At 63.4% G+C, this 21,136-nt stretch carries 20 protein-coding genes; 12 read left to right on the top strand and 8 right to left on the bottom strand.

Features of this window, described 5'->3' with window-relative positions; translation table 11 throughout:
• Positions 1-73 precede the first annotated feature (73 nt).
• From FJ953_RS10625 to FJ953_RS10615, 3 genes are read right to left on the bottom strand one after another with little or no spacing between them, the layout of a single operon-like run.
• On the bottom strand, positions 74-490 hold the full coding sequence (locus FJ953_RS10625; protein ID WP_140513578.1) for an HD domain-containing protein: 417 nt from the start codon (positions 488-490) through the stop codon (positions 74-76).
• A gap of 13 nt (positions 491-503) precedes the next feature.
• On the bottom strand, positions 504-1,559 hold the full coding sequence (locus tag FJ953_RS10620) for an ATP-dependent DNA ligase (RefSeq protein ID WP_140560377.1): 1,056 nt from the start codon (positions 1,557-1,559) through the stop codon (positions 504-506).
• Positions 1,511-1,909: a GFA family protein gene (locus tag FJ953_RS10615; protein WP_224704864.1), complete on the bottom strand. Its 399-nt coding sequence runs from the start codon at positions 1,907-1,909 to the stop codon at positions 1,511-1,513. Before FJ953_RS10615 ends, FJ953_RS10620 begins: the two co-directional genes overlap by 49 nt.
• Before the next feature lie 256 nt (positions 1,910-2,165).
• Between FJ953_RS10615 and FJ953_RS10610 the strand changes: the two genes are divergently transcribed.
• Positions 2,166-2,774, top strand: a complete 609-nt coding sequence (locus tag FJ953_RS10610) for an isochorismatase family cysteine hydrolase (RefSeq protein ID WP_140522250.1) — start codon at positions 2,166-2,168, stop codon at positions 2,772-2,774.
• Between the two features lie 19 nt (positions 2,775-2,793).
• Here the strand turns inward: FJ953_RS10610 and FJ953_RS10605 are convergent, their stop codons facing one another.
• The 5 genes from FJ953_RS10605 to FJ953_RS10585 all read right to left on the bottom strand — a co-directional run bounded on the left by FJ953_RS10605 (position 2,794) and on the right by FJ953_RS10585 (position 9,299).
• Positions 2,794-3,237 (bottom strand): PPC domain-containing DNA-binding protein, encoded by a 444-nt coding sequence (locus FJ953_RS10605; RefSeq protein WP_140522248.1) that lies wholly within the window; start codon positions 3,235-3,237, stop codon positions 2,794-2,796.
• Positions 3,238-3,382: 145 nt separating this feature from the next.
• Positions 3,383-3,547 carry a hypothetical protein gene (locus tag FJ953_RS30415; RefSeq protein ID WP_181165226.1) on the bottom strand — a complete coding sequence of 55 codons (165 nt, stop codon included), beginning with the start codon at positions 3,545-3,547 and terminating at the stop codon, positions 3,383-3,385.
• Between the two features lie 101 nt (positions 3,548-3,648).
• Entirely contained in the window at positions 3,649-5,247 is a 1,599-nt protein-coding gene (locus tag FJ953_RS10600; RefSeq protein ID WP_140522246.1) for a DHA2 family efflux MFS transporter permease subunit, read from the bottom strand.
• Positions 5,244-6,269 carry an HlyD family secretion protein gene (locus FJ953_RS10595; protein ID WP_263483076.1) on the bottom strand — a complete coding sequence of 342 codons (1,026 nt, stop codon included), beginning with the start codon at positions 6,267-6,269 and terminating at the stop codon, positions 5,244-5,246. Before FJ953_RS10595 ends, FJ953_RS10600 begins: the two co-directional genes overlap by 4 nt.
• Positions 6,270-6,830: 561 nt before the next feature.
• Positions 6,831-9,299, bottom strand: a complete 2,469-nt coding sequence (locus FJ953_RS10585) for a membrane-bound PQQ-dependent dehydrogenase, glucose/quinate/shikimate family (RefSeq protein WP_140624224.1) — start codon at positions 9,297-9,299, stop codon at positions 6,831-6,833.
• Positions 9,300-9,494: 195 nt separating this feature from the next.
• Between FJ953_RS10585 and FJ953_RS10580 the strand changes: the two genes are divergently transcribed.
• From FJ953_RS10580 to FJ953_RS10530, 11 genes are read left to right on the top strand one after another with little or no spacing between them, the layout of a single operon-like run.
• Positions 9,495-10,151 carry a cytochrome c3 family protein gene (locus tag FJ953_RS10580; protein ID WP_140496135.1) on the top strand — a complete coding sequence of 219 codons (657 nt, stop codon included), beginning with the start codon at positions 9,495-9,497 and terminating at the stop codon, positions 10,149-10,151.
• A complete protein-coding gene (locus tag FJ953_RS10575) occupies positions 10,135-13,110 on the top strand; it encodes a TAT-variant-translocated molybdopterin oxidoreductase (RefSeq protein WP_140624222.1) in 2,976 nt (991 codons plus the stop codon). The genes FJ953_RS10580 and FJ953_RS10575 overlap by 17 nt, the downstream gene beginning before the upstream one ends.
• On the top strand, positions 13,103-14,476 hold the full coding sequence (gene nrfD, locus FJ953_RS10570) for an NrfD/PsrC family molybdoenzyme membrane anchor subunit (protein WP_140518004.1): 1,374 nt from the start codon (positions 13,103-13,105) through the stop codon (positions 14,474-14,476). Before FJ953_RS10575 ends, nrfD begins: the two co-directional genes overlap by 8 nt.
• Positions 14,473-15,000, top strand: a complete 528-nt coding sequence (locus tag FJ953_RS10565) for a DUF3341 domain-containing protein (RefSeq protein ID WP_140624220.1) — start codon at positions 14,473-14,475, stop codon at positions 14,998-15,000. Before nrfD ends, FJ953_RS10565 begins: the two co-directional genes overlap by 4 nt.
• Complete coding sequence (locus FJ953_RS10560; protein ID WP_140518006.1) at positions 14,997-15,533, top strand: cytochrome c; 537 nt, start codon at positions 14,997-14,999, stop codon at positions 15,531-15,533. Before FJ953_RS10565 ends, FJ953_RS10560 begins: the two co-directional genes overlap by 4 nt.
• Positions 15,530-16,660, top strand: coding sequence for a hypothetical protein (locus FJ953_RS10555; protein ID WP_140624218.1), 1,131 nt, complete (start codon positions 15,530-15,532; stop codon positions 16,658-16,660). The genes FJ953_RS10560 and FJ953_RS10555 overlap by 4 nt, the downstream gene beginning before the upstream one ends.
• Positions 16,653-17,153, top strand: a complete 501-nt coding sequence (locus FJ953_RS10550) for a hypothetical protein (protein ID WP_140496129.1) — start codon at positions 16,653-16,655, stop codon at positions 17,151-17,153. The genes FJ953_RS10555 and FJ953_RS10550 overlap by 8 nt, the downstream gene beginning before the upstream one ends.
• A complete protein-coding gene (locus tag FJ953_RS10545) occupies positions 17,150-17,902 on the top strand; it encodes an SCO family protein (protein ID WP_140518008.1) in 753 nt (250 codons plus the stop codon). Before FJ953_RS10550 ends, FJ953_RS10545 begins: the two co-directional genes overlap by 4 nt.
• On the top strand, positions 17,899-18,858 hold the full coding sequence (gene coxB / locus FJ953_RS10540) for a cytochrome c oxidase subunit II (protein WP_140518009.1): 960 nt from the start codon (positions 17,899-17,901) through the stop codon (positions 18,856-18,858). The genes FJ953_RS10545 and coxB overlap by 4 nt, the downstream gene beginning before the upstream one ends.
• Positions 18,855-20,498, top strand: a complete 1,644-nt coding sequence (gene ctaD, locus FJ953_RS10535) for a cytochrome c oxidase subunit I (protein ID WP_140496126.1) — start codon at positions 18,855-18,857, stop codon at positions 20,496-20,498. Before coxB ends, ctaD begins: the two co-directional genes overlap by 4 nt.
• Positions 20,495-21,136, top strand: coding sequence for a cytochrome c oxidase subunit 3 (locus tag FJ953_RS10530; protein ID WP_140522225.1), 642 nt, complete (start codon positions 20,495-20,497; stop codon positions 21,134-21,136). Before ctaD ends, FJ953_RS10530 begins: the two co-directional genes overlap by 4 nt.

Below are 21,136 nucleotides of genomic sequence, written 5' to 3'. Positions count from 1 at the left end.
ACAGCGGCAGGATTTATCCAAGGGAACCGATTCCATTGGGTTGTCGTGCGATGACACCGGGCCCAGGTCGCCTTCACGCTGCGCGGTCTTCGTCGAGAATGCGCAGGCCCTCTTCAAATTTCGCGAGGGGAATCCCGGCCCGCCGCGCTTGCCACAGGTTGTCGGCCAGATCCGCACGCTTGACCGGCCGCGCCAGGGGATTTGACGCAGCCCGGCGCACGAAAGCGATTTCATTCTCGCCAGGCCTCTTCGTCAGCGCATCGACCGCAGCGACAATCGAGGGACCAAACCCCGCCGATTTCAGCCTTGTCCTTGTCCAGCCTTCCCCTTTTTCGAGGACGTCATGCAGATAAGCCACGATCTTCTGGTCAAGGGTTTCGACCGTGTCGACCACGCGCCTGCAGTGTTCGATATAGGGTTGCCCGGTCTTGTCGGTCTGCGATCGATGCGCGTCCTCGGCAATCTTGGCCGCGCGGTAGAGCATGCTCATTGCCAGCCTCCCTTCATTCAATCTGTTCGAACCCGCATTGCCGGGGCGCCTTGTCCGGCCGCCATCGCAGCAGTTTCGTTCCATGGCGAAACCGATTGCCGGTGACGTGATCGAAACGGACTTCGACCACCAACTCCGGCCGCACGGGCTCCCACTCCCCGCTGCGTTCGGTGCTCCAGCGGCTCGGCCCGCCGGGAGCCTTGCCGGTAAAGCCGGGTCCGCCTCTCAGGTTCTCGAGCTTCGCGGTAATTTCTGCCCTGTCGTCCTTGCCGATCGTCGACGTAAACCCGACATGGTCGAGTTTGCCGTGGTCGTCATAGAGACCGAGCAGCAGGGATCCGACCTGGCTGCTGCCCGTCAGGTAGCGGAACCCGCCGACGACACAGTCCGCGGTGCGCAGCCGCTTCACCTTGATCATGGTGCGCTCGCCCGGCCGATAAGGGTCCATCAGCAGTTTGGCGACAACTCCATCGGTGGAGCCGTGGCCGGCCTCGCCCAGCCAGCGCCTGGCGGTGGTCACGTCGGTGGTGCGCGGCGACAACCGCAACGAGGAAACGCCCGACCTCATGACGAAGCGCTCAATCGCGGCCCGTCGTTCCGTCAAGCTCTTGTCGAGCATGATCCCCCCGTCCGGATCGGCGAGAATATCGAACAGGACGAGACGGGCCGGGGTTTGCGCGCTCAGCATGCGAATCCTGCTTTCGGCAGGGTGAAGCCGCATCTGCAAGGCCTCGAAGGAAGGATCGCCATTCACTTCGATGACTATCTCGCCGTCAAGAACGAAAGACTGGGTATCGAGATCGCGCAACAGTGTCGTTATTTCCGGAAAATACCGGCCGAGCGGCTTGCCGGACTTGGCCCTGAGATCGACGCTTGCGGTGCCTTTGAAGGCCAGGCAGCGGAATCCGTCCCACTTCGGCTCATACTGCCAGAGACCGTCGTCGCCCGGCAGTGCGTCGGCCGCCTTGGCCTCCATGGGGCGGGTATCCAAAGGCAGCGGAAAAGCAGCGGCCACGGCTTCTACCACCGCTCTTCGGCGTCGTGGTGCGGCAGGTCCACACCGCAGCATGTCCATCCGAGCCGTTGCGCGGATCCGTAATTGTAGCGTGGCTCGAGATCGGCGGGATCGTCGAAGGTTCCGACATGCAGGGCGATCTCATCCGGCGATGCATCGTAGGCCAACGCGACGGGCGATCCGCAGTCGCGGCAGAAGCTTCTTTGTGCGATGGGTGATGACCTGCGGCAGAAAGGCTTGTTGGAAAGCCATTCCAAGCTGGCTGATGGTACCCACGCCAGGACTGCGAACGCACTGCCGGTCGAGCGTCGGCACATGTCGCAGTGGCAATAGTGAGTGCGCGGCCTGGAGATGGTGCGATAGCGGACGTTGCCGCACAGGCATCCCCCGGTTCGTTCTCTCATTTCTTGCTGCGCGACCATTGGCCGATCTCTCGAACCTCGATGCTGGTCAACGTTCCACCGATGATGTGGTTTCCGAGAGCCCGAGGGGAACGAGTTTCGCTGCCTCGCGTTTGGTCGGCACTCGAGAAACTGGGGACTAGCGCAAGGATGTCGACTTGAACGGAACCCCTATGCGGCTGGCATGTGCGTTCAGGTATCCGTCCCTGGCCGCCTTGTGCCGGCTCGACGCCGAAGACGACAAAGCGGGTCGCTGCTGATGTCGGCTCCGGGTCTGGCATATGGACCTCTGGGCGATCATTGTGCCCATCTGTGTGTCGACATGCAGCGGCTGTTCGCCGAGCCGTCGGAGTGGGCGACACCCTGGATCACCCGTGTCCTTCCCCGGATCGTCAGCCTTGCCGAAAGATATCCTTCACAAACGATCTTCACTCGCTTCCTTCCGGCGCGACGCCCGGGGCAGGGCACCGGCACCTGGAAGCGGTACTATGAACGCTGGGCATCGATGACCATCGACAGGATCGGCGAGGAGATGATCGAACTCCTGCCGCCGCTGGCGGCATGCTGCCCGCCGGCGATCGTTGTCGACAAGCACATCTACTCACCGTGGCCCGAAGGGCATCTGCACACGCTGCTTTCATCCCGCCGGATCGACACTCTCGTCATCACCGGCGGCGAGACCGACGTCTGCGTTCTGGCGACAGTGCTTGGCGCGATCGATATCGGCTACCGCGTGGTTCTGGTGACGGATGCCCTGTGCAGCTCTTCGGATGCAACACACGACGCGCTGATGACCGTCTATCATCAGCGGTTCGCGCAGCAGGTCGAAACGGTCGAGATGGAGACGGTTCTTTCCAACTGGACCTGATCTCGAAGCAATGTCCAGGTCAGGCGCTCAGGTCGATCAAGGCGATGCCGAGATCGGCGTGTTTCGTGCGGCGCAGATGAGCGGGGGACTCGACCAGTGTGACCTCCAGGGTCGGTCGCACCACGCCGCCCAGCAGATGTCCGCCCCGCGTCGCTCCGTCGCTCAGTCCGAGCACGGCATGCAGGTGGAGGCTGGGCTTGCCGTCATCGCCCAAGGCAATGTCGCCGATCGCGCTGAGAACCTCGCACTGCTCGTTGACCGGTATCTTGCGATAGTCCTTTGCCTCGAAATCGAACCAACCGACCGCTGCTCGCTCGAACGCGCCGAGCGCGGTCAGCGATGCGCCGTCGATCTGTTCTTCGCTGGCAAAGGCAGTGAGCACGCCAATCGCCTCTTCGCCAGGCTCGAGCACCACCACGAAGGTCCTCTGTCCCGCGACTTTCGAAACCAGTTTCGATTTCATTGCCGTTGTCCTGTGGCCAAGGTGCAGAAACCTTGGCGGTGAATTTTCAGGCCGGCCCACTTATTCGAACGAACCGTTCGCGTCCCGGTTCCATATTGCGGCAGGCGCGCGGCGTCGAAGCGGCCGGCAGTATCCGCCCGAACGCCTACCCCTCAGCCTTGAAGTTCTTGGCTTCCTTTTTCACCTCTTTCCTGTCGTTGTCGTGCTTGCGGATAAGATCTTTCGCCTGCTTGGGCGAGACGTCGGTCGTTTCGGCCAGATGCACGGCTTCGCGATCTTCGTCTTGTGGCCGGATCTTTTCCTTGGCCATCGGTCTGTCTCCTTTTTTCCGTGTCATGGGACGTAACCAGACAAGCGCCGCCCGGTTCCATGAAACTGCCTTGCTCGAAGGAGCGCCTGCCTCGGTAGAAGCTATTTCGCGGAGGAACTCGACTTGGGAGAGCGCAGCAAAAGTGCGAGCGGCACGAGCAGGGCGGTCGCGATCGCGGAGTAGCGAAACAAGTCCACGTAAGCCAGAAGCGTCGCCTGCCGGCCTATCGTCTGGCCAATCCAGCCGACCGCCTGGACTTTCGCCTCGACCGCGGGCGAGCCCTGAGCGACGAAATAGTCAGTCATGCGCCGAAGCATCTGCTGATAGACAGGCGAGGACTGCGCCGTGTTGCCGATCAGATGGGTCTGATGCAGTTGTGCGTTCTGCGCCACGACGGTGTTGGAGAGCGATACGCCGACGCTGCCGCCGATATTGCGGGCGACATTGATCAGCGCCGAGGCCTGGTTGGTCTTTTGCGGCGGCAGGCCGACATAGGCGGCCGTCGAAATGGGGATGAACAGGAAGGGAAGCCCTACCGTGATGAAAATGCGGGCATAGGTGAAATAGCTGAAACCGGCATTCGGCGACAGTGAAGTCAGGTGCCACAATCCCACGGCAACCGCCGACATGCCGATCATGATCAGGTATTTCGGCTGCACGAAGCCGGAGGCGAAGCCGGAAATCGGCATCAGCATCAGCATGGCGATGCCGCCAGGCATCATCGAAAGTCCCGAAAGCGTCGCGGTGTAGTCGAAGGTGGTCTGCTGGAGCTGCGGCAATATCTGCGTTGTGCTGAACAGCACCGCGCCGACCGCCATCATCACCAGGAAGGATGTGCCGAACTGGCGGGTGAAAACCAGCCGCATGTCGACGATCGGATCGCGATGGCGAAACTCCCAGGGGATCAGGAAAAAGAACGAGACGGCCGAGATCACGGCGAATGTCGTGATGAAGCCCGACGCAAACCAGTCGTTGCGCTGGCCCTCGTCAAGGAAGATCTCAAGGGATCCGAGCGCCAGCACGACGAAGATGAAGCCGATCCAGTCGATCTTGAGGCCATCCTTCAGCCTCTCCTGGCGCTCGCGCTCCAGCACGTCTGGCTCGACCAGCAGCCATTGCACAAGGGCCAACGACATGATGCCGAAGGGCACGTTGATGAAGAAGATCCAATGCCAGGAGAAATGGTCGGTCAGCCAGCCGCCGATGGTCGGCCCGACCGTCGGTGCAACGATGACGGCGATGCCGTAGAGCGCGAAGGCCTGCGAGCGTTTTTCGGGCGGGAAAGTATCGGCGAGGATCGATTGCTCGCTGGGCGCCATCCCACCGCCGCCCAGCCCCTGAAGGATGCGAAACAGGATCAGCATTTCCAGGTTCGGCGCGAGGCCGCAGAGCAGCGACGCGAGGGTGAAGGTAGCGACGCAGATCATGTAGTAGCGTTTGCGGCCGATCACGCCGGCGAGCCAGCCGCTGATCGGGATGATGACGGAATTGGCGACCAGATAGGTGGTGATGATCCAGGTGCTTTCGTCCATTCCGGCCGCGAGGCTGCCGGCTATGTTGCGCAGCGCCACATTGGCAATGGACGTATCGAGCACCAGCATGAAGGTGGCGATGGAGACGACGATGGCGATAAGCCAGGGATTGCGCCCGCCCGCGGCGGACCGGCTTTCGCCGGCTTGCGCGGTCGCCTGGCCGGTCATCGCACCTTGACCGTCGGCACGACGGACATGCCGGGCCCGAGCAGCAGGCCGGTCTTCTTGTCGAAGACGATCTTCACGGGCACGCGCTGCACCACCTTGACGAAATTGCCGGTCGCGTTCTCTGCGGGCAGCAGGCTGAAAGCGGTTCCGCTGCCGGCCTGGATGCTGTCGACGTGGCCCCTGAAGGTCTGCTCCGGGTAGGCGTCGATATCGATCTCGACGGGCTGGCCAGGCCGCATAAGGTCGAGTTGTGTTTCCTTGAAGTTGGCCTTCACCCACACGTCCTCGGGCACGAACATCATCAGCACTTGCCCCGGTTGGGCATATGCGCCCACGGCGGCGGATATGTTCGTCGCCCGTCCGGCCACCGGAGCGGTGATCGAGGTGCGGGAAAGCGCGGTGCGGGCCTGCTCTTCGCTGGCATGGGCCTGGTCGAGTTTTGCCGCCACGCTTTTGCGCTGGGCCTCGAGGACGGCGACTTGTCTCTGGGCCGCCACGACGTTCGCCTGCGAGCTGTCGAGCGTCGCCTGGGCCTGGCGAAGCGTCGAGGCAGCCTGTTGCGCCTGCTGCAGCGTTCCGGTTCCCTTGGCAAGCAATTCGCTGTTGCGCTGATTTTCGGCTTTCGCGAAATCAAGCGCTGCCCGGCCTTGCGACACCTGCTTCTGGGCTTGGTCCACCTTGGCCTGCTGCGCTTCGATCTGGGCTGCGATGTCAGCGGTTTCGGCGTCGGCCTGCGCCACCTGCGCCTGAACCTGCTTGAGGGATGCCTGATAATCCCTGTCATCGATGCGCAGCAGGACATCGCCGGCCTTTACGCTCTGATTGTCGGTCACCGCCACATCGGTGATGCGGCCGGCGATTTCGGCACCTATGGTTACGGTACGGGCGTCGATGAAGGCATCGTCGGTCCATTCATACTGTCGCGCCTGGAGCCACCAGATTATCGCTGCGGCCGATGCCAGCAGCAGAACAAGGATGACCGCCGCGGTGACGTAGGGGTGCCGCCTGAGCGAGCCGAACAGGCCCTCTTTGTTCCCGGCGGAAGCATCGAGGTCCTGTTTCGGTTGTGGGCGCGACGAGGCGCGCTTCGGTCGTGCATCGGGGCGACGTTTTGTTTGAGGTCTTTCGTCGACCGGTGCGACGTCTGGAGAATTCGTGTCCACGTTAGCGGTCCGCGGTAGGGTTGGTGCGGCAAAAGCCGCGTGCTGGAAGGACGTAAATCAACGGACCCGCGTCCGAAAAAGTTCCTGTTTCAGATTGAGGGTTTGTGGCCGGCCGCGCTAGGCGAAGTGCAGCAGCATCATCACCAGCACGATGCCGACAAGTCCCGCAATGAAGATGATACGGCGCGTTCGCGTTCGCAGGATAATCTCGCCTTGCCGCGCATCCTCTGCGGAAAAACAGGCCCCTCCTTGTCGGGATCGTTGCTCATGAGCTGCTCCTTCCGACGAATTTGGAGTGTCTCAGGCAGCTAAACCTGCTCATCCCGGCAAGGTTCCCCAGAAATCACGGGAGCTGACGGCCGGGGTCACGCTTTGCCAGCCGACAAGCGCAAGCCAGTCCGGGCCACGCCGGGCGCGCCATCAGTCGGCCGGCAACGCATAGGCGATCACGTCGTCGCCGACCTTCGTCTCCATGAAATGATGACCGCCGGGCGCGATGACGACATATTGCCGGCCGCCGACCTCATAGGTCATCGGGGTGGTCTGGCCGCCAGCGGGCAGATCCGTCTGCCAGACCACCTTGCCGGTCTTGATGTCGATGGCGCGCAGCTTGTCGTCCGTCGCCGCCGCGATGAAGATCAGGCCGCCGGCGGTCACGAGCGGCCCGCCATTGTTTGGCGTGCCGATATCCAGCGGCAGCATGGACGGGATGCGCCAGGGGCCATTCTCGACCGCCTCGCCGAGCGGCTTGTCCCAGAGCGTCTTGCCTGTCTTCAACTCGATGGCACGGATATGGCCGTAAGGCGGCTCGGAACAAAGCAGCCCCGTCGAGAGGCGCCAGCCCGCGTTGACGGCAATGGCGTACGGCGAACCCATCTGCGGGTCACCCATGTCCTTGGCCCTTTTCGAAGCGCCGCCCTGTTCGATCGACCTGAAGCCTATCTGGTCCGCCTTTTGGCGCGGTATCAACTGATCATAGTTGGGCATGTCGTTGTAATTGGCGACCAGGATGCCGGCATCGGTGTCGACGGCGACGCTTCCCCAGTCGGAGCCGCCATTGTAGCCGGGATATTCGATGAAAGGCTTGTCCACCGTGGGGGGCGTATATTCGCCCTGGTAGGAAGCCTGCCGGAACTGGATGCGGCAGTAGAGCTGGTCGAGCGGGCTCATGCCCCACATATCCTTCTCGGTCAGCACAGGCTGGTCGAGATGCGCATAGCCGGAATAAGGCTGCGTCCTGGACAATTTCTCTGGTTCGACGCCGCCCGACGGCACCGGCCGTTCTTCGACCGGGAACAGCGATTTTCCGGTCTTGCGGTCGAGCACATAGATCTGGCCCTGCTTGCTGGGCACGATGATTGCGGGAACCTTTCCATTGACTGACGGAAAATCGACGAGTGTCGGCTGCGAACCGAGGTCATAGTCCCAAAGGTCGTGATGGACGGTCTGAAAATGCCAGACCGGCTTGCCCGTCGTGACATCGATGGCGACGATTGAGGAATTGTATTGGTTTTCGAAGTCCTTGCGATCGACGCCGTAATAGTCGACGGCGGCGTTGCCGAGCGGCAGGAAGACATAGCCGAGCTGCGGATCGGCGGCGGCTACGGTCCACATGTTCGGCGTGCCGCGCGTGTAGGTATCGCCCTGGGGCGGTGCGCCCGTGCGGTCCGGATGGCCCATGTCCCAAGCCCAGACCAGTCTCCCCGACATCACGTCATAGCCGCGCACGACGCCTGACGGCGCATCCTCGGCCTGGCCGTCCTGCACCTGGGCGCCAAGCACGGCAATGCCGCGCACGACGGTCGGAGGCGCCGTCACCGAATACCAGCCGGGCACGGTCTTGCCGAGCCCCTGGGTGAGATCGACGACGCCCTGCTGGCCGAAATCGCCACATGCCTTCCCGGTCCTGGCGTCGATGGCAATCAGCCTTGCATCGAGCGTGCCCCACAAGATGCGTGTTGCGCATGGTCGATCGGCGCTTGCGCCTGGAACGGCGTAGTAGGCGACGCCCCGGCAACTGGCGCCGTATGGGATGGCGGCGTCGGATACCTTCGGATCATAGCGCCACTCCTCCTTGCCGGTTGCCGCGTTGGCCGAGATGACGATGCCCTTGGCCGAACATGCAAACAGGTGCCCGTCCACTTCGAGGGGGGTGTTTTCCGGGGAGTATTTGTCGGTCGCCGCCTTGCTTGGCATATCGCCCGTGTGGAAATCCCAAACTTTGGTCAGCTTCGCGACGTTGTCGGCGGTGATCTGTTTGAGAGGCGAATAGCGGGTGGCAAGTTCCGAGCCGCCATAGACGGGCCAATTCGGTCCAGCCTGGTGTATCGCGACATCGGGCTGAGGGCTGACCGGAGACTGACCAGATGCGCTTCCTGCGGCGGGTGGCGTGACCGGGGCAACCGGGGATGCCTCCTGGGATTGTGCCGAGGGCGTGAAATGCTGAAGCCCGATCGCGCAGCCGACAATGAAAAGGGCAGCGGATGCGGTCGCGCAGCCGCGGTCGCGAACCCGTTTCGCGTGCCCGGCGCGAAAGGCAGGCAAGGTCAAAAGAACGAAGATCAGGATGACCGTCGGCGCGAGCACCCGGGGCATCAACCCCCAGCCGTCCATGCCGACTTCCCAATAAGCCCAGGCGAGCGTCGCGATCCAGGTCAGGACGTAGAGCCAGACTCCGGCGGCATTGCCGCTCAAAAGCAAAACACCCGACGCCAGGAGAGCCACTCCGGTGGGCAAATAGTACCAGGAGCCGCCCAGCGCGACGAGCCAGGCGCCGCCTGCGCCGATCAGCAAACCAAGTATTGCCAGCAGCACACCCACGAACATGGTCCACCAGAAGGCGACGCCGGAGCGACGCCTGTCGGCGAGATTCGGATTGGCAGAGGTCATGACAGCATTTCCATTACGACAGGCTCATGATTGTTTCGAACGCTGGCCGTCCCGCATGGTTGCGATCGGCCGCGGTTTTCGAGGGTGCTCCTAACTCACCATTTTGTGAGCATTCCGCGCCGACGGAACCTTTGTCGCTTTGCCGCCGTTAGGCGCTCGATCCAAAAGCTTGTTCCAAGCGAAAAATCGGCGAGGATGCCGCAGGTCTTTTCCAGCAACGCCAATGGGATTGCCCGCTTCTTTCTGTGGGGTGTTTGCTGTTTCGCGCTTCTGGCGGCCGTCGGCGGCACGGCGTTTTTGCGTTCAGGGTTCGTTACCGGCGTGGGGCAACCGGTGGCCCAGGCCGTTCCGTTCAGCCACAAGCATCATGTCGGCGATATCGGACTGGACTGTCGTTATTGCCACAACGGGGTCGAGACATCAGCCTCGGCGGGGCTGCCGGCGACAGAAGTGTGCATGACCTGTCATTCGCAGCTCTTCACCAATGCCGAGATGTTGGCGCCGGTGCGCGCAAGTCTCGCTTCGGGACAGCCGCTGCAATGGCAGCGGGTCAATTCGGTGCCGGATTTCGTTTACTTCAACCACTCCATCCATATCGCGAAGGGCGTCGCCTGCGAGACCTGCCATGGCGCGGTCGACGACATGCCGCTGACGCGACGGGCGCATTCATTGTCGATGGAATGGTGCCTTGGCTGCCACCGGGACCCAGGTCCCAACCTTCGCCCGCCGCGGGACGTTTTCCTGATGCACTGGAAGCCGCCTGACGACATCGAGCAGATCCGGCGTTCCCTGATCGGCGTGCTCGACATTCATCCCGAGACCATGACGGATTGCTATGTCTGCCACCGTTGACCGAAATCCGGCTTTCGATCTTGCGGCATTGCGGCTCGCCGCGGCGGGGCGCGAGCCATGGCGAAGCATGGGCGAACTGGCTGACACGGCGGAGTTCCAGCGCTTTGTGGAGGCGGAATTCCCCGCGATGGCCGATCGCCTTCAGCCTGGCTTCGACCGGCGCACCGTCCTGAAACTGATGGGTGCATCGCTGTCGCTGGCCGGACTGGCCGCCTGCAGCGAGGCCGAGAGCATCGTGCCTTATGTCCGCCAGCCGGAGAACATCATTCCCGGCCGGCCGCTCTACTACGCGACAGCCCTCTCCAGCGACGGCTACGGCATCGGAGCCGTGATCGAGAGCCATGAGGGCCGGCCGACAAAGGTCGAGGGTAACCCGGATCATCCGGCATCGCGCGGCGCCACCGATGCCGTCATGCAGGCGGCGGTGTTGTCGCTGTTCGATCCCGAGCGATCTCGCACGCCGCTCAAGCTGGGCGAGCCCGCAAGTTACGATGAGTTCCTGAAAGATATCGCCGAACTGGCTGGTGGATTCCTCGCTTCAGGCGGGCAAGGGCTGGCATTGCTGCTCGAGGCGACGACATCGCCGACGACGAAGGCGCAGATCGCGGCGCTGAGGGTGCGCTATCCCAGACTTCGCGTCTTCCGCCACGATCCGCTTGCGGCCAATTCCGGTGAACAGGCAACGGGTACATTGTTCGGCAGGCCGTTGACGGCGATCTACCGTTTCGACCGCGCCGATGTGATCGTCAGCCTGGATGCCGATTTCCTGGGCGATGGGCCGGGGCGCCTGGCCTATGCTCGTGATTTCGCGCAGCGGCGGCGGGTGCGCAAATCGACGGACACGATGAGTCGCCTCTATGTCGTCGAGACGACTCCCACCATCACGGGTGCTGCCGCCGACCATCGCCGAGCTATCAGGTCAAGCGCCGTCGCAAGCGTTGCGGCGGCGATCAAGGCCGCCCTCGATGGCGACAATGCCGCGGCCGGCTTGTCGCCGCTCGATCCGGAGTGGATAAAGGCGCTTGCCGATGATCTGCACAGTGCCGGCCGCAATGCGCTTGTGGTGGCCGGAGCGCACCAGGCACCGATCGTGCATGCCTTGGCCCTAGCGATGAATGCCAGGCTTGGTGCCCTTGGCAACACGCTGCAATTGATCGAGCCGCCTGATGCCATGCCGGTGGATGGCGATCTTGCCACGCTCTGCCGGGCCATCACGGATGGTTCGATCGACAAGACCGTCGTGCTCGGCGCCAATCCCTTGCACACGGCGCCATCGGACATCGATGCGCGGAAGGCTCTTTCGAGCCTGAAGCTTCTTGTCCACTGGGGACTCTACCGCGATGAGACGGCGTTTCTGGCTCGCTGGCATATCCCAGCCGCGCACGAGTTGGAGAGCTGGAGCGATATCCGGGCCTATGACGGTACGGTCTCGATCGTGCAGCCGCTCATAGAGCCTCTGTTCGGTGGCAAGAGCCTGCATCAGTTGCTTGCCGCGCTGGGCGGTGAATTCGGCCCCAATGCGCAGGCACCGGTGCGCCGGACGTGGGCCGCCATGGACGAGGTGGCCTGGCGCAAGGCGCTGCGCGAGGGCATCGTGCCGAACACTGCTGCTGGTCCCGCTGCCGTTTCGGCACCGCCGGATAGCGATGGCTCGGCACCCAATGCCGCCACCAAGGGGTTGGAGGTTCGCTTCGTCGCCGATCCCTGGCTTCGCGACGGCCGCCACGCCAATTCATCCTGGCTTCAGGAATTGCCCCGGCCGTTAAGCAAGCTCGTCTGGGGCAATGCGGCGCTGGTCTCGCCAGCCACCGCGCAGCGCCTGAGGCTCGAAAACGGGCAGGTGGTCAACCTGGCGCGGGACGGCAGGACGCTGGACGCACCCGTCTGGATCACGCCGGGACAGCCTGACGACACAGTGACGCTGTCGCTCGGTTTTGGACGCAAGGCCGGCTCGGTGGCGGCACTCGCGGGCGGCTACGATGCCTTCGCGATCCGGACCAGCGATGCGCCATGGTTTGCCGACGATGTCGTCCTGAGCCCGCGCGGCGGTTCGGCGCGTGTAGTCACGACCCAACATCATCAAGCGATGGAGGGCAGGGCGATCATCCGCCATGCTTCGCTCGATGCGTTCAGGGCAAATCCCCATTTCGTGCGCGACCACGCGCCCCCAGCGCCCGTGGAATCGCTCTACCCCGACTGGAGCTACGACCAGGAAGCCTGGGGCATGTCGATAGACCTGTCGGCCTGCATCGGCTGCATGGCCTGCGTGTCGGCCTGTCAGGCCGAGAACAACATCGCAACGGTGGGGCCGGACGAGGCGGCACTCGGACACGAAATGCACTGGCTGCGCGTCGACCGCTACTATGCGGGCGGGATCGACGATCCGGACATGTTCTTCCAGCCAGTGCCGTGCATGCATTGCGAGAAGGCCCCCTGCGAGGTCGTCTGTCCGGTCAATGCGACCATCCATACGCATGACGGTCTGAACGCGCAGGTGTACAACCGCTGCATCGGCACGCGCTACTGTTCGCAGAACTGTCCCTACAAGGTGCGGCGGTTCAATTTCCTGGAGTACCAGGAGTTCGACAATGACAGCGCGGGACCGGAGCAGGCCGTCCACAATCCCGATGTCACCGTGCGTTCGCGCGGCGTCATGGAAAAATGCAGCTACTGCGTACAGCGCATTTCGCAAAAACGGATCCGCGCCCAGATCGAGAACCGGGAGATCGAGGACGGTGAGATCGTCACCGCCTGCCAGCAGGCGTGCCCGACAAAAGCCATCACCTTCGGCGATCTCAACAGGAAGGATTCGCAGGTCGTCCAGGAAAAGGCCTCGCCACACAATTACGCGCTGCTCGAAGAACTGAACACAAGACCGCGCACCACCTATCTGGGCAAGGTCAGCAACCCTAACGACAGGCTCGCCGCGACATCCGGCTCGGAGGGCGGCGATGGCTGACGTGGCCGCCCGCAGGACGAGCAAAGGCATGACACCTGTGCTGCGCGGGCGTCACGATTTTCCAGAGATCAGCGGCCGTATCAGCGCGGTGGTCCTGCAAGGGAAGTTGCCGCGGTTCTTCTGGTCGGCGTTCTTCGTCTGCTTCGCATTCGTATTGCTGTTCCTCTATTCCATCACCTACCTGGTCTCGGTCGGCGTTGGCGCCTATGGGGTCAACATTCCCGTGGTCTGGGGCACGATGATCTCGAGTTTCGTGTGGTGGATCGGCATTGGCCATGCCGGTACGCTGATCTCAGCGGTGCTGCTGCTGCTGCGCCAGCCCTGGCGCGCCTCGATCAACCGCTTCGCCGAGGCGATGACGCTGTTTGCCGTGGCGATGGCCGGCCTCTACCCTATCCTGCATCTTGGCCGGCCGTGGTTCTTCTATTGGCTCCTGCCCCTGCCCAACACCCACATGCATTGGCCACAATGGCGCAGCCCGCTGGTCTGGGACTTCGCCGCGATTTCCACCTACGCCACCGTCTCGCTGCTGTTCTGGTACACGGGATTGCTGCCTGATCTCGGCGTGCTGCGCGACCGGGCGAAGTCGCGTGGCGGGCAACTTTTCTACGGCGTCCTCGCGCTGGGCTGGCGCGGCTCGGCCTATCATTGGGCGCGCTATCGGACGGTCTATTTCCTGATGGCGGCACTCGCAACACCGCTGGTCGTTTCGGTTCATTCGATCGTCGCTCTCGATTTCACCTTCGCCATCACGCCGGGCTTCCATTCGACGATCTTTCCGCCCTATTTCGTCGCCGGCGCGCTCCTCTCCGGCTTCGCCATGGTGCTGACCATAGCCATTCCCTTGCGCTGGGCATTCGCTGTGGAAGACCTGATCACGCCGCGCCACATGGACAACGCCGCCAAACTGATGATCGCGGCCGGCATGGTCGTCATTTACGGCTATGCATCGGAAGCGTTCTTCTCCTGGTATTCGGGTGAGCCTTACGAGCGCGCGATGATGGTCCAGCGCGCCGTCGGCCCTTATGCGCCGCTGTTCTGGACCATGCTCTTCTGCAATTGCGCGGTGCTGCAACTGCTTTGGTTTCGCCGTGTGCGATCCAATATGCCGCTGCTGTTTTCGATCGCTCTGGTCATCAACATCGGCATGTGGCTCGAACGCTACATCATCGTGGTGACCGGCCCGAGCCGCGACTACCTGCCGTCGTCCTGGGGCGAGCAGTCGCTGACCTGGCTCGATTTCGGCATCCTGTTCGGATCGATCGGCACCTTCTTCGCGCTGGTCTTCCTGTTTATCCGCATCCTGCCGGCGATAACCATCTTCGAGGTCGAGGAACTGGCCGAGCAGAAAGGCGGCGCGGCATGAGCGTCCATGGCGTCATCGCGGCTTTCGCCGATCCGGATGCGCTGACCAGGGCGGCGCAAGCGATGCGCGACAAGGGGTACCGGCATATGGATGCGTTCTCGCCGTTCGAGGTGCACGGCCTGACAGACATATTGGGCATGCGAAAGACACGGCTGCCATGGATCATGCTGGCGGGTGGCGTCGCCGGCGGCGTGCTGGTGTATGCATTGATCCTTTATTCCGTCGAGATCGACTATCCGGTCAATGTCGGCGGCCGGCCGCTGCATTCCTGGCCGCCGTTCACGGTCATCGCCTTCGAAGCCGCGATCCTGGCCAGCGTGTTCGCCGGCTTCTTCGGCATGCTGGCCGAGAACCGGCTGCCGCAATATTATCACCCCGTCTTCAACGCCGAGAGCTTCACCTACGCGAGCGGCGGCAAGTTCTACCTGCTGATCGAGGCCACCGACCCGAAATACCGCAAGGGCGTCACCAAGGGGCAGCTGACACGGCTTGGCGCCGAGACGGTCGAAGAGGTGGCGATATGAACCCGCGGCTGCTTTTGCCGGTTTGCCTGCTCCTCGGCGCCTGCAAGCAGGACATGGCCGACCAGCCTCGCTACGATCCGCTCGAAACCAGCAGAGAGTTCGCCGACGGCATGTCGGCAAGGACACCGGTCGAAGGCACGGTGACGCGCGACGCCGACCTGGCGGCGACGCCGGACAAATTCCCGTACCCGATCACCATGGCGCTGCTTCAGCGTGGGCAGCAACGCTTCGATATATTCTGCTCTCCCTGCCATGGCCGCACCGGCGACGGGCACGGGATGGTGGTCAGGCGTGGTTTCCCGCCGCCTCCGACCTACCATCAAGATGCGCTGCGCAAGGCGCCGGACCGGCATTTCTACGACGTCATCACCGACGGTTACGGTGCGATGTATCCCTATGCCGCGCGTGTCGAGCCGCGGGACCGCTGGGCGATCGTGGCCTATATCCGGGCGCTGCAATATTCGCGACATGCTGCGGCCGGCACGCTGCCCGAATCCGTTCGCGCGAAACTCGATGCCGAGGCGGCACGATGAAGCGCGCCGCCCGGCCCGACGACCACCTCGTCCTGCTGCTCGCAGCCGCCGCCGCAGGGCTCTCTCTGTGCGCGGCCGGGCTGTTCGTCGCCCCGCGCGCGACACTGGCCGGCTGGCTGATGACGGCGGTGTTCCTGCTCGGATTGCCGCTTGGCGCAATGACCCTGCTCATGGTGCACGGGCTGACCGGGGGGCGCTGGGGCGACGCGTTGCGGCCGCCGCTGCGGGCCGCCGTCGCGACCTTGCCTGTCGCGCTGCTGTTGATGCTGCCGGTGCTTGCGCGGCTCGATCTGGTCTTTCCCTGGGCAGGAGCCGACCCGGCGCTGACGGAAGCGGTGCGCCAGAAAATGACCTATCTCAACGTGCCATTCTTCGTCGTTCGTTTCATCGTCTATGCTGTCGTCTGGCTGGCGCTGGCCTGGCTTGTACTTGGCTGGACGGCGCCCGGTTCGGCCGCAAGCAGGACCGGCGGCGGCTACGCCATCGGGCTCGTCGCGCACGGCTTTGCCGTGACGGTGTTTGCCATCGATTGGATGATGTCGATAGAGCCGGATTTTTCCTCCACCATCTATGCGATGCTCGAAGCGGCGGCCGAGGTCGTCGGCGTGTGCGGGCTGGCGCTGGCGGTGCTCTCGGCCGGCCGTGCGATCGAGTCGGCGCCGGGTGGCGAGGAGGACGTGGCGCTCGGCGAAGACCTCGCCAACATGATGTTCGGCTTCATGCTCATCTGGGCCTATCTGGCATTCATGCAGTGGCTGGTCGTCTGGGGCGGCGACCTGCCCGACGAAATCCATTGGTATGTCATCCGTGGTCGAAATGGCTGGCAGTATCTGCTTTGGCTGCTGATCGCGCTGCAATTTGCCTTGCCCTTCGCCGGTTTCCTGAACCGCTCCGTCAAGCGCAGCCGCGTTGGCCTGATAGGGCTCGGCGCGTTCCTGCTGGCCGGACATTTCGACGATGTCGCCTGGCGCGTCCGGCCGGCTTTGTCCGCCCTCGGTGCAGGAGTGTCGTGGCCGGACCTCGCGGCAATGGTCGGCGCGGGCGGCATCTGGTTCGGGTGCTTCGTCTATATCTGGACCAGGCCTGATCGCATCGTCGTCTGGCGCGGGAGGCTGGCCCGTGGCTAAGGTCGTGCGTCATCCCGAAACACGCGATGTCTGGCCGAGGGCGCTCGTGCTCATTGGCCTCGGCCTGCTTGTCTTCCTGGCGCTCGCCGCGCTTGGGCTGAGACTGATTTTCGATACGGCCCCGTTCTGGCCACTTGCGGGCACGCAGATGAACGGCAGCGCCGCAGGTCCCGCCTTGCAGGATTTCCCCGGGGCCGATCTTGCCGCGTTCCGTCAGCAGGAAGATCGTGAACTCGGCATGCTTGCATGGGTCGACCGCAATGGTGGCATCGCGCGCATTCCGATCGACGACGCCATGAAGCTGATCGCCGCGCAGGGACTGCCGGAGGCGGTAACGCCCGCTGCGGCCGGTGAGGACTGCGCCTTGCTCGAAGGCCAGGTTCCGCGCGCGCCGCAGGCCGGCATTTGCCGCGCCCGAGCGGACGCGGCGCAGCCAAACGCCAGGGCGCCGCAGCAGGGCCAGGCCGCACCGGCCATGGGGGCGAGGCCATGAGGCGTTTGGTCCTGCCGCTCGTGCTCCTGGCTGCAATGACCGCCAGCGTGCGCGCGCGGCCGGTTTTCGAACCGCAGATCGGCGCGCAGCTCAGCCTCGATACAGTCTTCCGCGAGGCTTCGGGCGGACGGCAGACGCTTTCCGGCATTCTCGGCGGGCGGCCGGCGCTGCTCATCTTCGGTTACGACAAATGCCCCAACCTCTGCGGCGTGACCCAGCAGGCGGTTGCCTCGGATCTGAACAAGACCGGCCTCGATCCCGCGACCTACCACGCTCTCTTCGTCTCGATAGATGCTTCCGAGACCGTCGCGGATGCGGCGTCCATCCAAGCCGAAGTCGGGCGGTCCGCCGGTCAGGCAGGGTTGTCCGCGTGGCGCTTCCTGACCAGCGAGGATGGCGCTGGCGCCGCCCTTGCCGTGGAGGCCGGCATCACATTCGACCGGCGCGACCGGATCTCGCAATATGTCCACCCGATCGCGGTCATCGCGCTGACGCCGCAAGGCCGCATCGCGCAAGTACTTCCGGCGCTGAGTTTCGAGCCGCGAGATCTCAGGCTTGCCCTGGTCGAGGCGTCGGCCGGGCGGCTTGGCTCCATCGCCGATCACGTCTTTCTGCTGTGTGCCGGCTTCGATGCATCAAAGGGCCAGTACACGCCAGCGGTCTGGGCAGTCGTGAAGGTGACTGGCATGGCGACGCTGCTTGGCCTTGGCGCCACCATCCTCGTTCTGTCGCGAAGGAGGCCGATTTGACGTTCGGCATCCCTTTTACGCCGCCGCAGGCCTCCTCGATTGCCGGCAGTGTCGACGCCCTGTTCTACGTGCTGCTTGCCTTCACCGTCGCGCTGGGCGTCTTCCTGACCAGCCTGGTCGTTTTCTACGCCATCAAATATCGCGCCGGCTCCAAGGTGGAGCGAACGGGGGAGCGTGCGCGCAGCACGCCGCTCGAGGTGACCTGGACAGTCGCCAGCCTGCTGATCGCTTTCACCATCTTCGGATGGGGAGCCGTGCTGTTCCTGCGCCGCGAACACCCGCCCCTTGACGCACTCGAGATCGCCGGCCTTGGCAAGCAATGGATGTGGGAGTTCCGTCATCCTGGCGGCCAGCGTGAAATCAACGAACTGCATGTGCCGGTCGGCAAGGCGGTGATCGTGTCGCTGGCATCGCAGGACGTGATCCACTCATTCTTCGTACCTGCCTTCCGGGTCAAGCAGGACGCGGTGCCGGGGCGCACCACGCATGTCTGGTTCATCGCCAGCGAGCCCGGGCGGTATCATTTGTTCTGCGCGCAATATTGCGGCACCCAGCATTCGGAGATGGGCGGCTGGGTGACCGTGATGCCGCCGCAAGAATATGCGGCGTGGCTGGGCAACCAGGGCCAGGGTGAAACGCTTGCGGCCGACGGCGAAAAACTCTTCCGCGCGCTCGGCTGCTCCGGCTGCCATGGCAATTCCAGCAAGGTGAGGGCGCCGGATCTGGCTGGGGTCTTCGGACGGCCGGTGGCCTTGGACAATCAACAGACCGTCATCGCCGACGACCGCTATTTGCGCGATTCCATCCTCAATCCGAAGAAGGAGATCGCCGCCGGGTATGAACCCGTGATGCCGAGCTTTGACGGCCTTGTCGACGAGCAGGAGCTACAGATGCTGCTGGCATATCTCAAATCCCTGTCGCCGCGAGCAACCAGGGAAAGCGGGGCGACCCAATGAGCAGGCAAGCCTTGGCGCCTTCGAGCTATCTGCATGGGGAGGCCGGACCTGCCGCCTGGCTCTTGACCACCGACCACAAGCGCGTCGCCTGGCTCTACCTGATGTCGCTGACGGCGTTCTTTTTTCTTGGCGGTGCCTTTGCCGTGATGATCCGGATCGAACTCGCGTCGCCTGCGGGCGATCTGGTGTCGGACGATGTCTATAACAGGCTGTTTTCCCTGCATGGCATCATCATGGTGTGGTTCTTCCTGGTGCCGTCGATCCCCGCGACGCTCGGCAATTTCCTGCTGCCGCTGATGATCGGCGCGCGCGATCTCGCTTTTCCGCGGCTCAATCTCGCCAGCTGGTACGTGTTCATCTTCGGCAGCGCCTTTGCCCTGGCCGCGGTGCTCGCCGGCGGTGTCGACACGGGTTGGACCTTCTACACGCCGCTCTCGACGCTCTATGCCAACGGCTTCGTTTCGATGGCCGCGCTGGGTGTCTTCATCGTCGGCTTCTCGACGATCATGACCGGCATCAACTTCATCGTCACCGTCCACACGTTACGCGCGCCGGGGCTGACCTGGTTCAGACTGCCGATCTTCGTCTGGACGATGTATGCGACCGCGCTGGTCATGGTGCTGGCGACACCGGTGCTGGCCGCCTCGCTGATCCTGATCGTGCTGGAGCGTGCCTTCGGTATCGGCATCTTCAATCCCGCTCTGGGCGGCGACCCGCTGCTGTTCCAGCATCTGTTCTGGTTCTACTCACATCCCGCGGTCTACATCATGATCCTGCCCGGCATGGGCGTGGTTTCCGAAGTGCTGCCCTGCTTCAGCAAGCGCCCGCTGTTCGGCTACAAGGCGGTGGCGATGTCTTCGATGGCGATTGCCGTGTTCGGCTTCCTGGTCTGGGGTCACCATATGTTCGTATCAGGCCAGTCGGCCTATGCCGGCATCGTGTTCTCGTTCCTGTCGTTCTGCGTCGCGATCCCCTCGGCGATAAAGGTGTTCAACTGGACGCTGACGCTGCGCAAGGGCGAAATCACTTTCGAGACGCCCATGCTTTATGCGCTGTTTTTCCTGGCGCTGTTCACTTTCGGGGGGCTGGCCGGCCTGTTCCTGGCCGCTCTCGCCGTCGACGTCCACGTTCATGACACCTATTTCGTCGTGGCGCATTTCCATTACATCATGGTCGGCGGCATGGTGACGGCCTACATGGCGGGGTTGCATTTTTGGTGGCCGAAGATCACCGGTCGCGTCTATTCCGAAACCTGGGGCCGCATCGCCGCGACCGTGACCTTCCTCGGCTTCAACCTGACGTTCTTTCCGCAATTCGTGCTCGGTTTTCTCGGCATGCCGCGGCGCTATCACACCTATCCGCCGGAGTTTCAGTTCTGGCACGTATTGTCCTCGGCCGGCGCGGTCGTTCTGGCCGTCGGCTACCTTATGCCGCTGCTCTATCTCGGCTGGTCGCTGTTTCGCGGCGCGCGGGCGCCGGCCAATCCGTGGGGCGCGACCGGCCTTGAATGGCAGACGGCTTCGCCGCCGCCCCCGCACAATTTCGAAACCATGCCCGTGGTCAAGCGGCCGGCCTATGACTATGCCATGAAAGGCCTGAGGCACGAGACGTTCAGCCCGCACAGGGACGAAGCCTCATGAGCGGGCCGACCGAAAGCATTGCCTTCGATACACGGGCCCGCGAGAAGGCGGCCGATGCGTTCGGCATGTGGATTTTCATCGGCTCCGAGGCGATGCTGTTCGGCGCGATCGTGCTGGTGTTCCTCTACGCCCGATTGAGCTATGGCGCGGCATTCGCCGCGGCGTCGCAACATCTGTCATTGCCGCTCGGCACGCTGAATACGGCGGTTCTGATCACCAGCAGCTTCGCGATGGCGCTTGCCCATATGTTCACGGCTGCCCGGCGTTGGCGGCCCGCCTTCTGGGCCTTGATGTCCACGAGCCTGCTTGGCTGCATCTTTCTGGTGATCAAGGCCGTCGAATACAGCAAGGAATTCAGCGAGGGCCTGGCGCCGGTGCTCGGCGCGCCGTTCCGCTTCGCAGGCCCAGATCCGGCCCATGCCGAATTCTTCTTCGCGCTCTATTTCGCCATGACATCGCTGCACGCGCTGCATCTGATAGGCGGCATCGCGGTGATTGCCGGCATGCTGTTGCTCTGGCCGAGGACCGCGCAGGCGAGCCGGGCGCGCCGCGTGCAGGCGATCGGACTCTACTGGCATTTCGTCGACATCGTCTGGGTGTTCCTGTTCCCGGTCCTCTATCTGATCAACCGGGCCTGA

The organism is Mesorhizobium sp. B2-3-6 (assembly GCF_006442305.1).
Taxonomy (GTDB): Bacteria; Pseudomonadota; Alphaproteobacteria; order Rhizobiales; family Rhizobiaceae; genus Mesorhizobium.
Note: the sequence above shows the minus strand (reverse complement) of the source record. Positions and strands in the feature narration are given on the sequence as shown.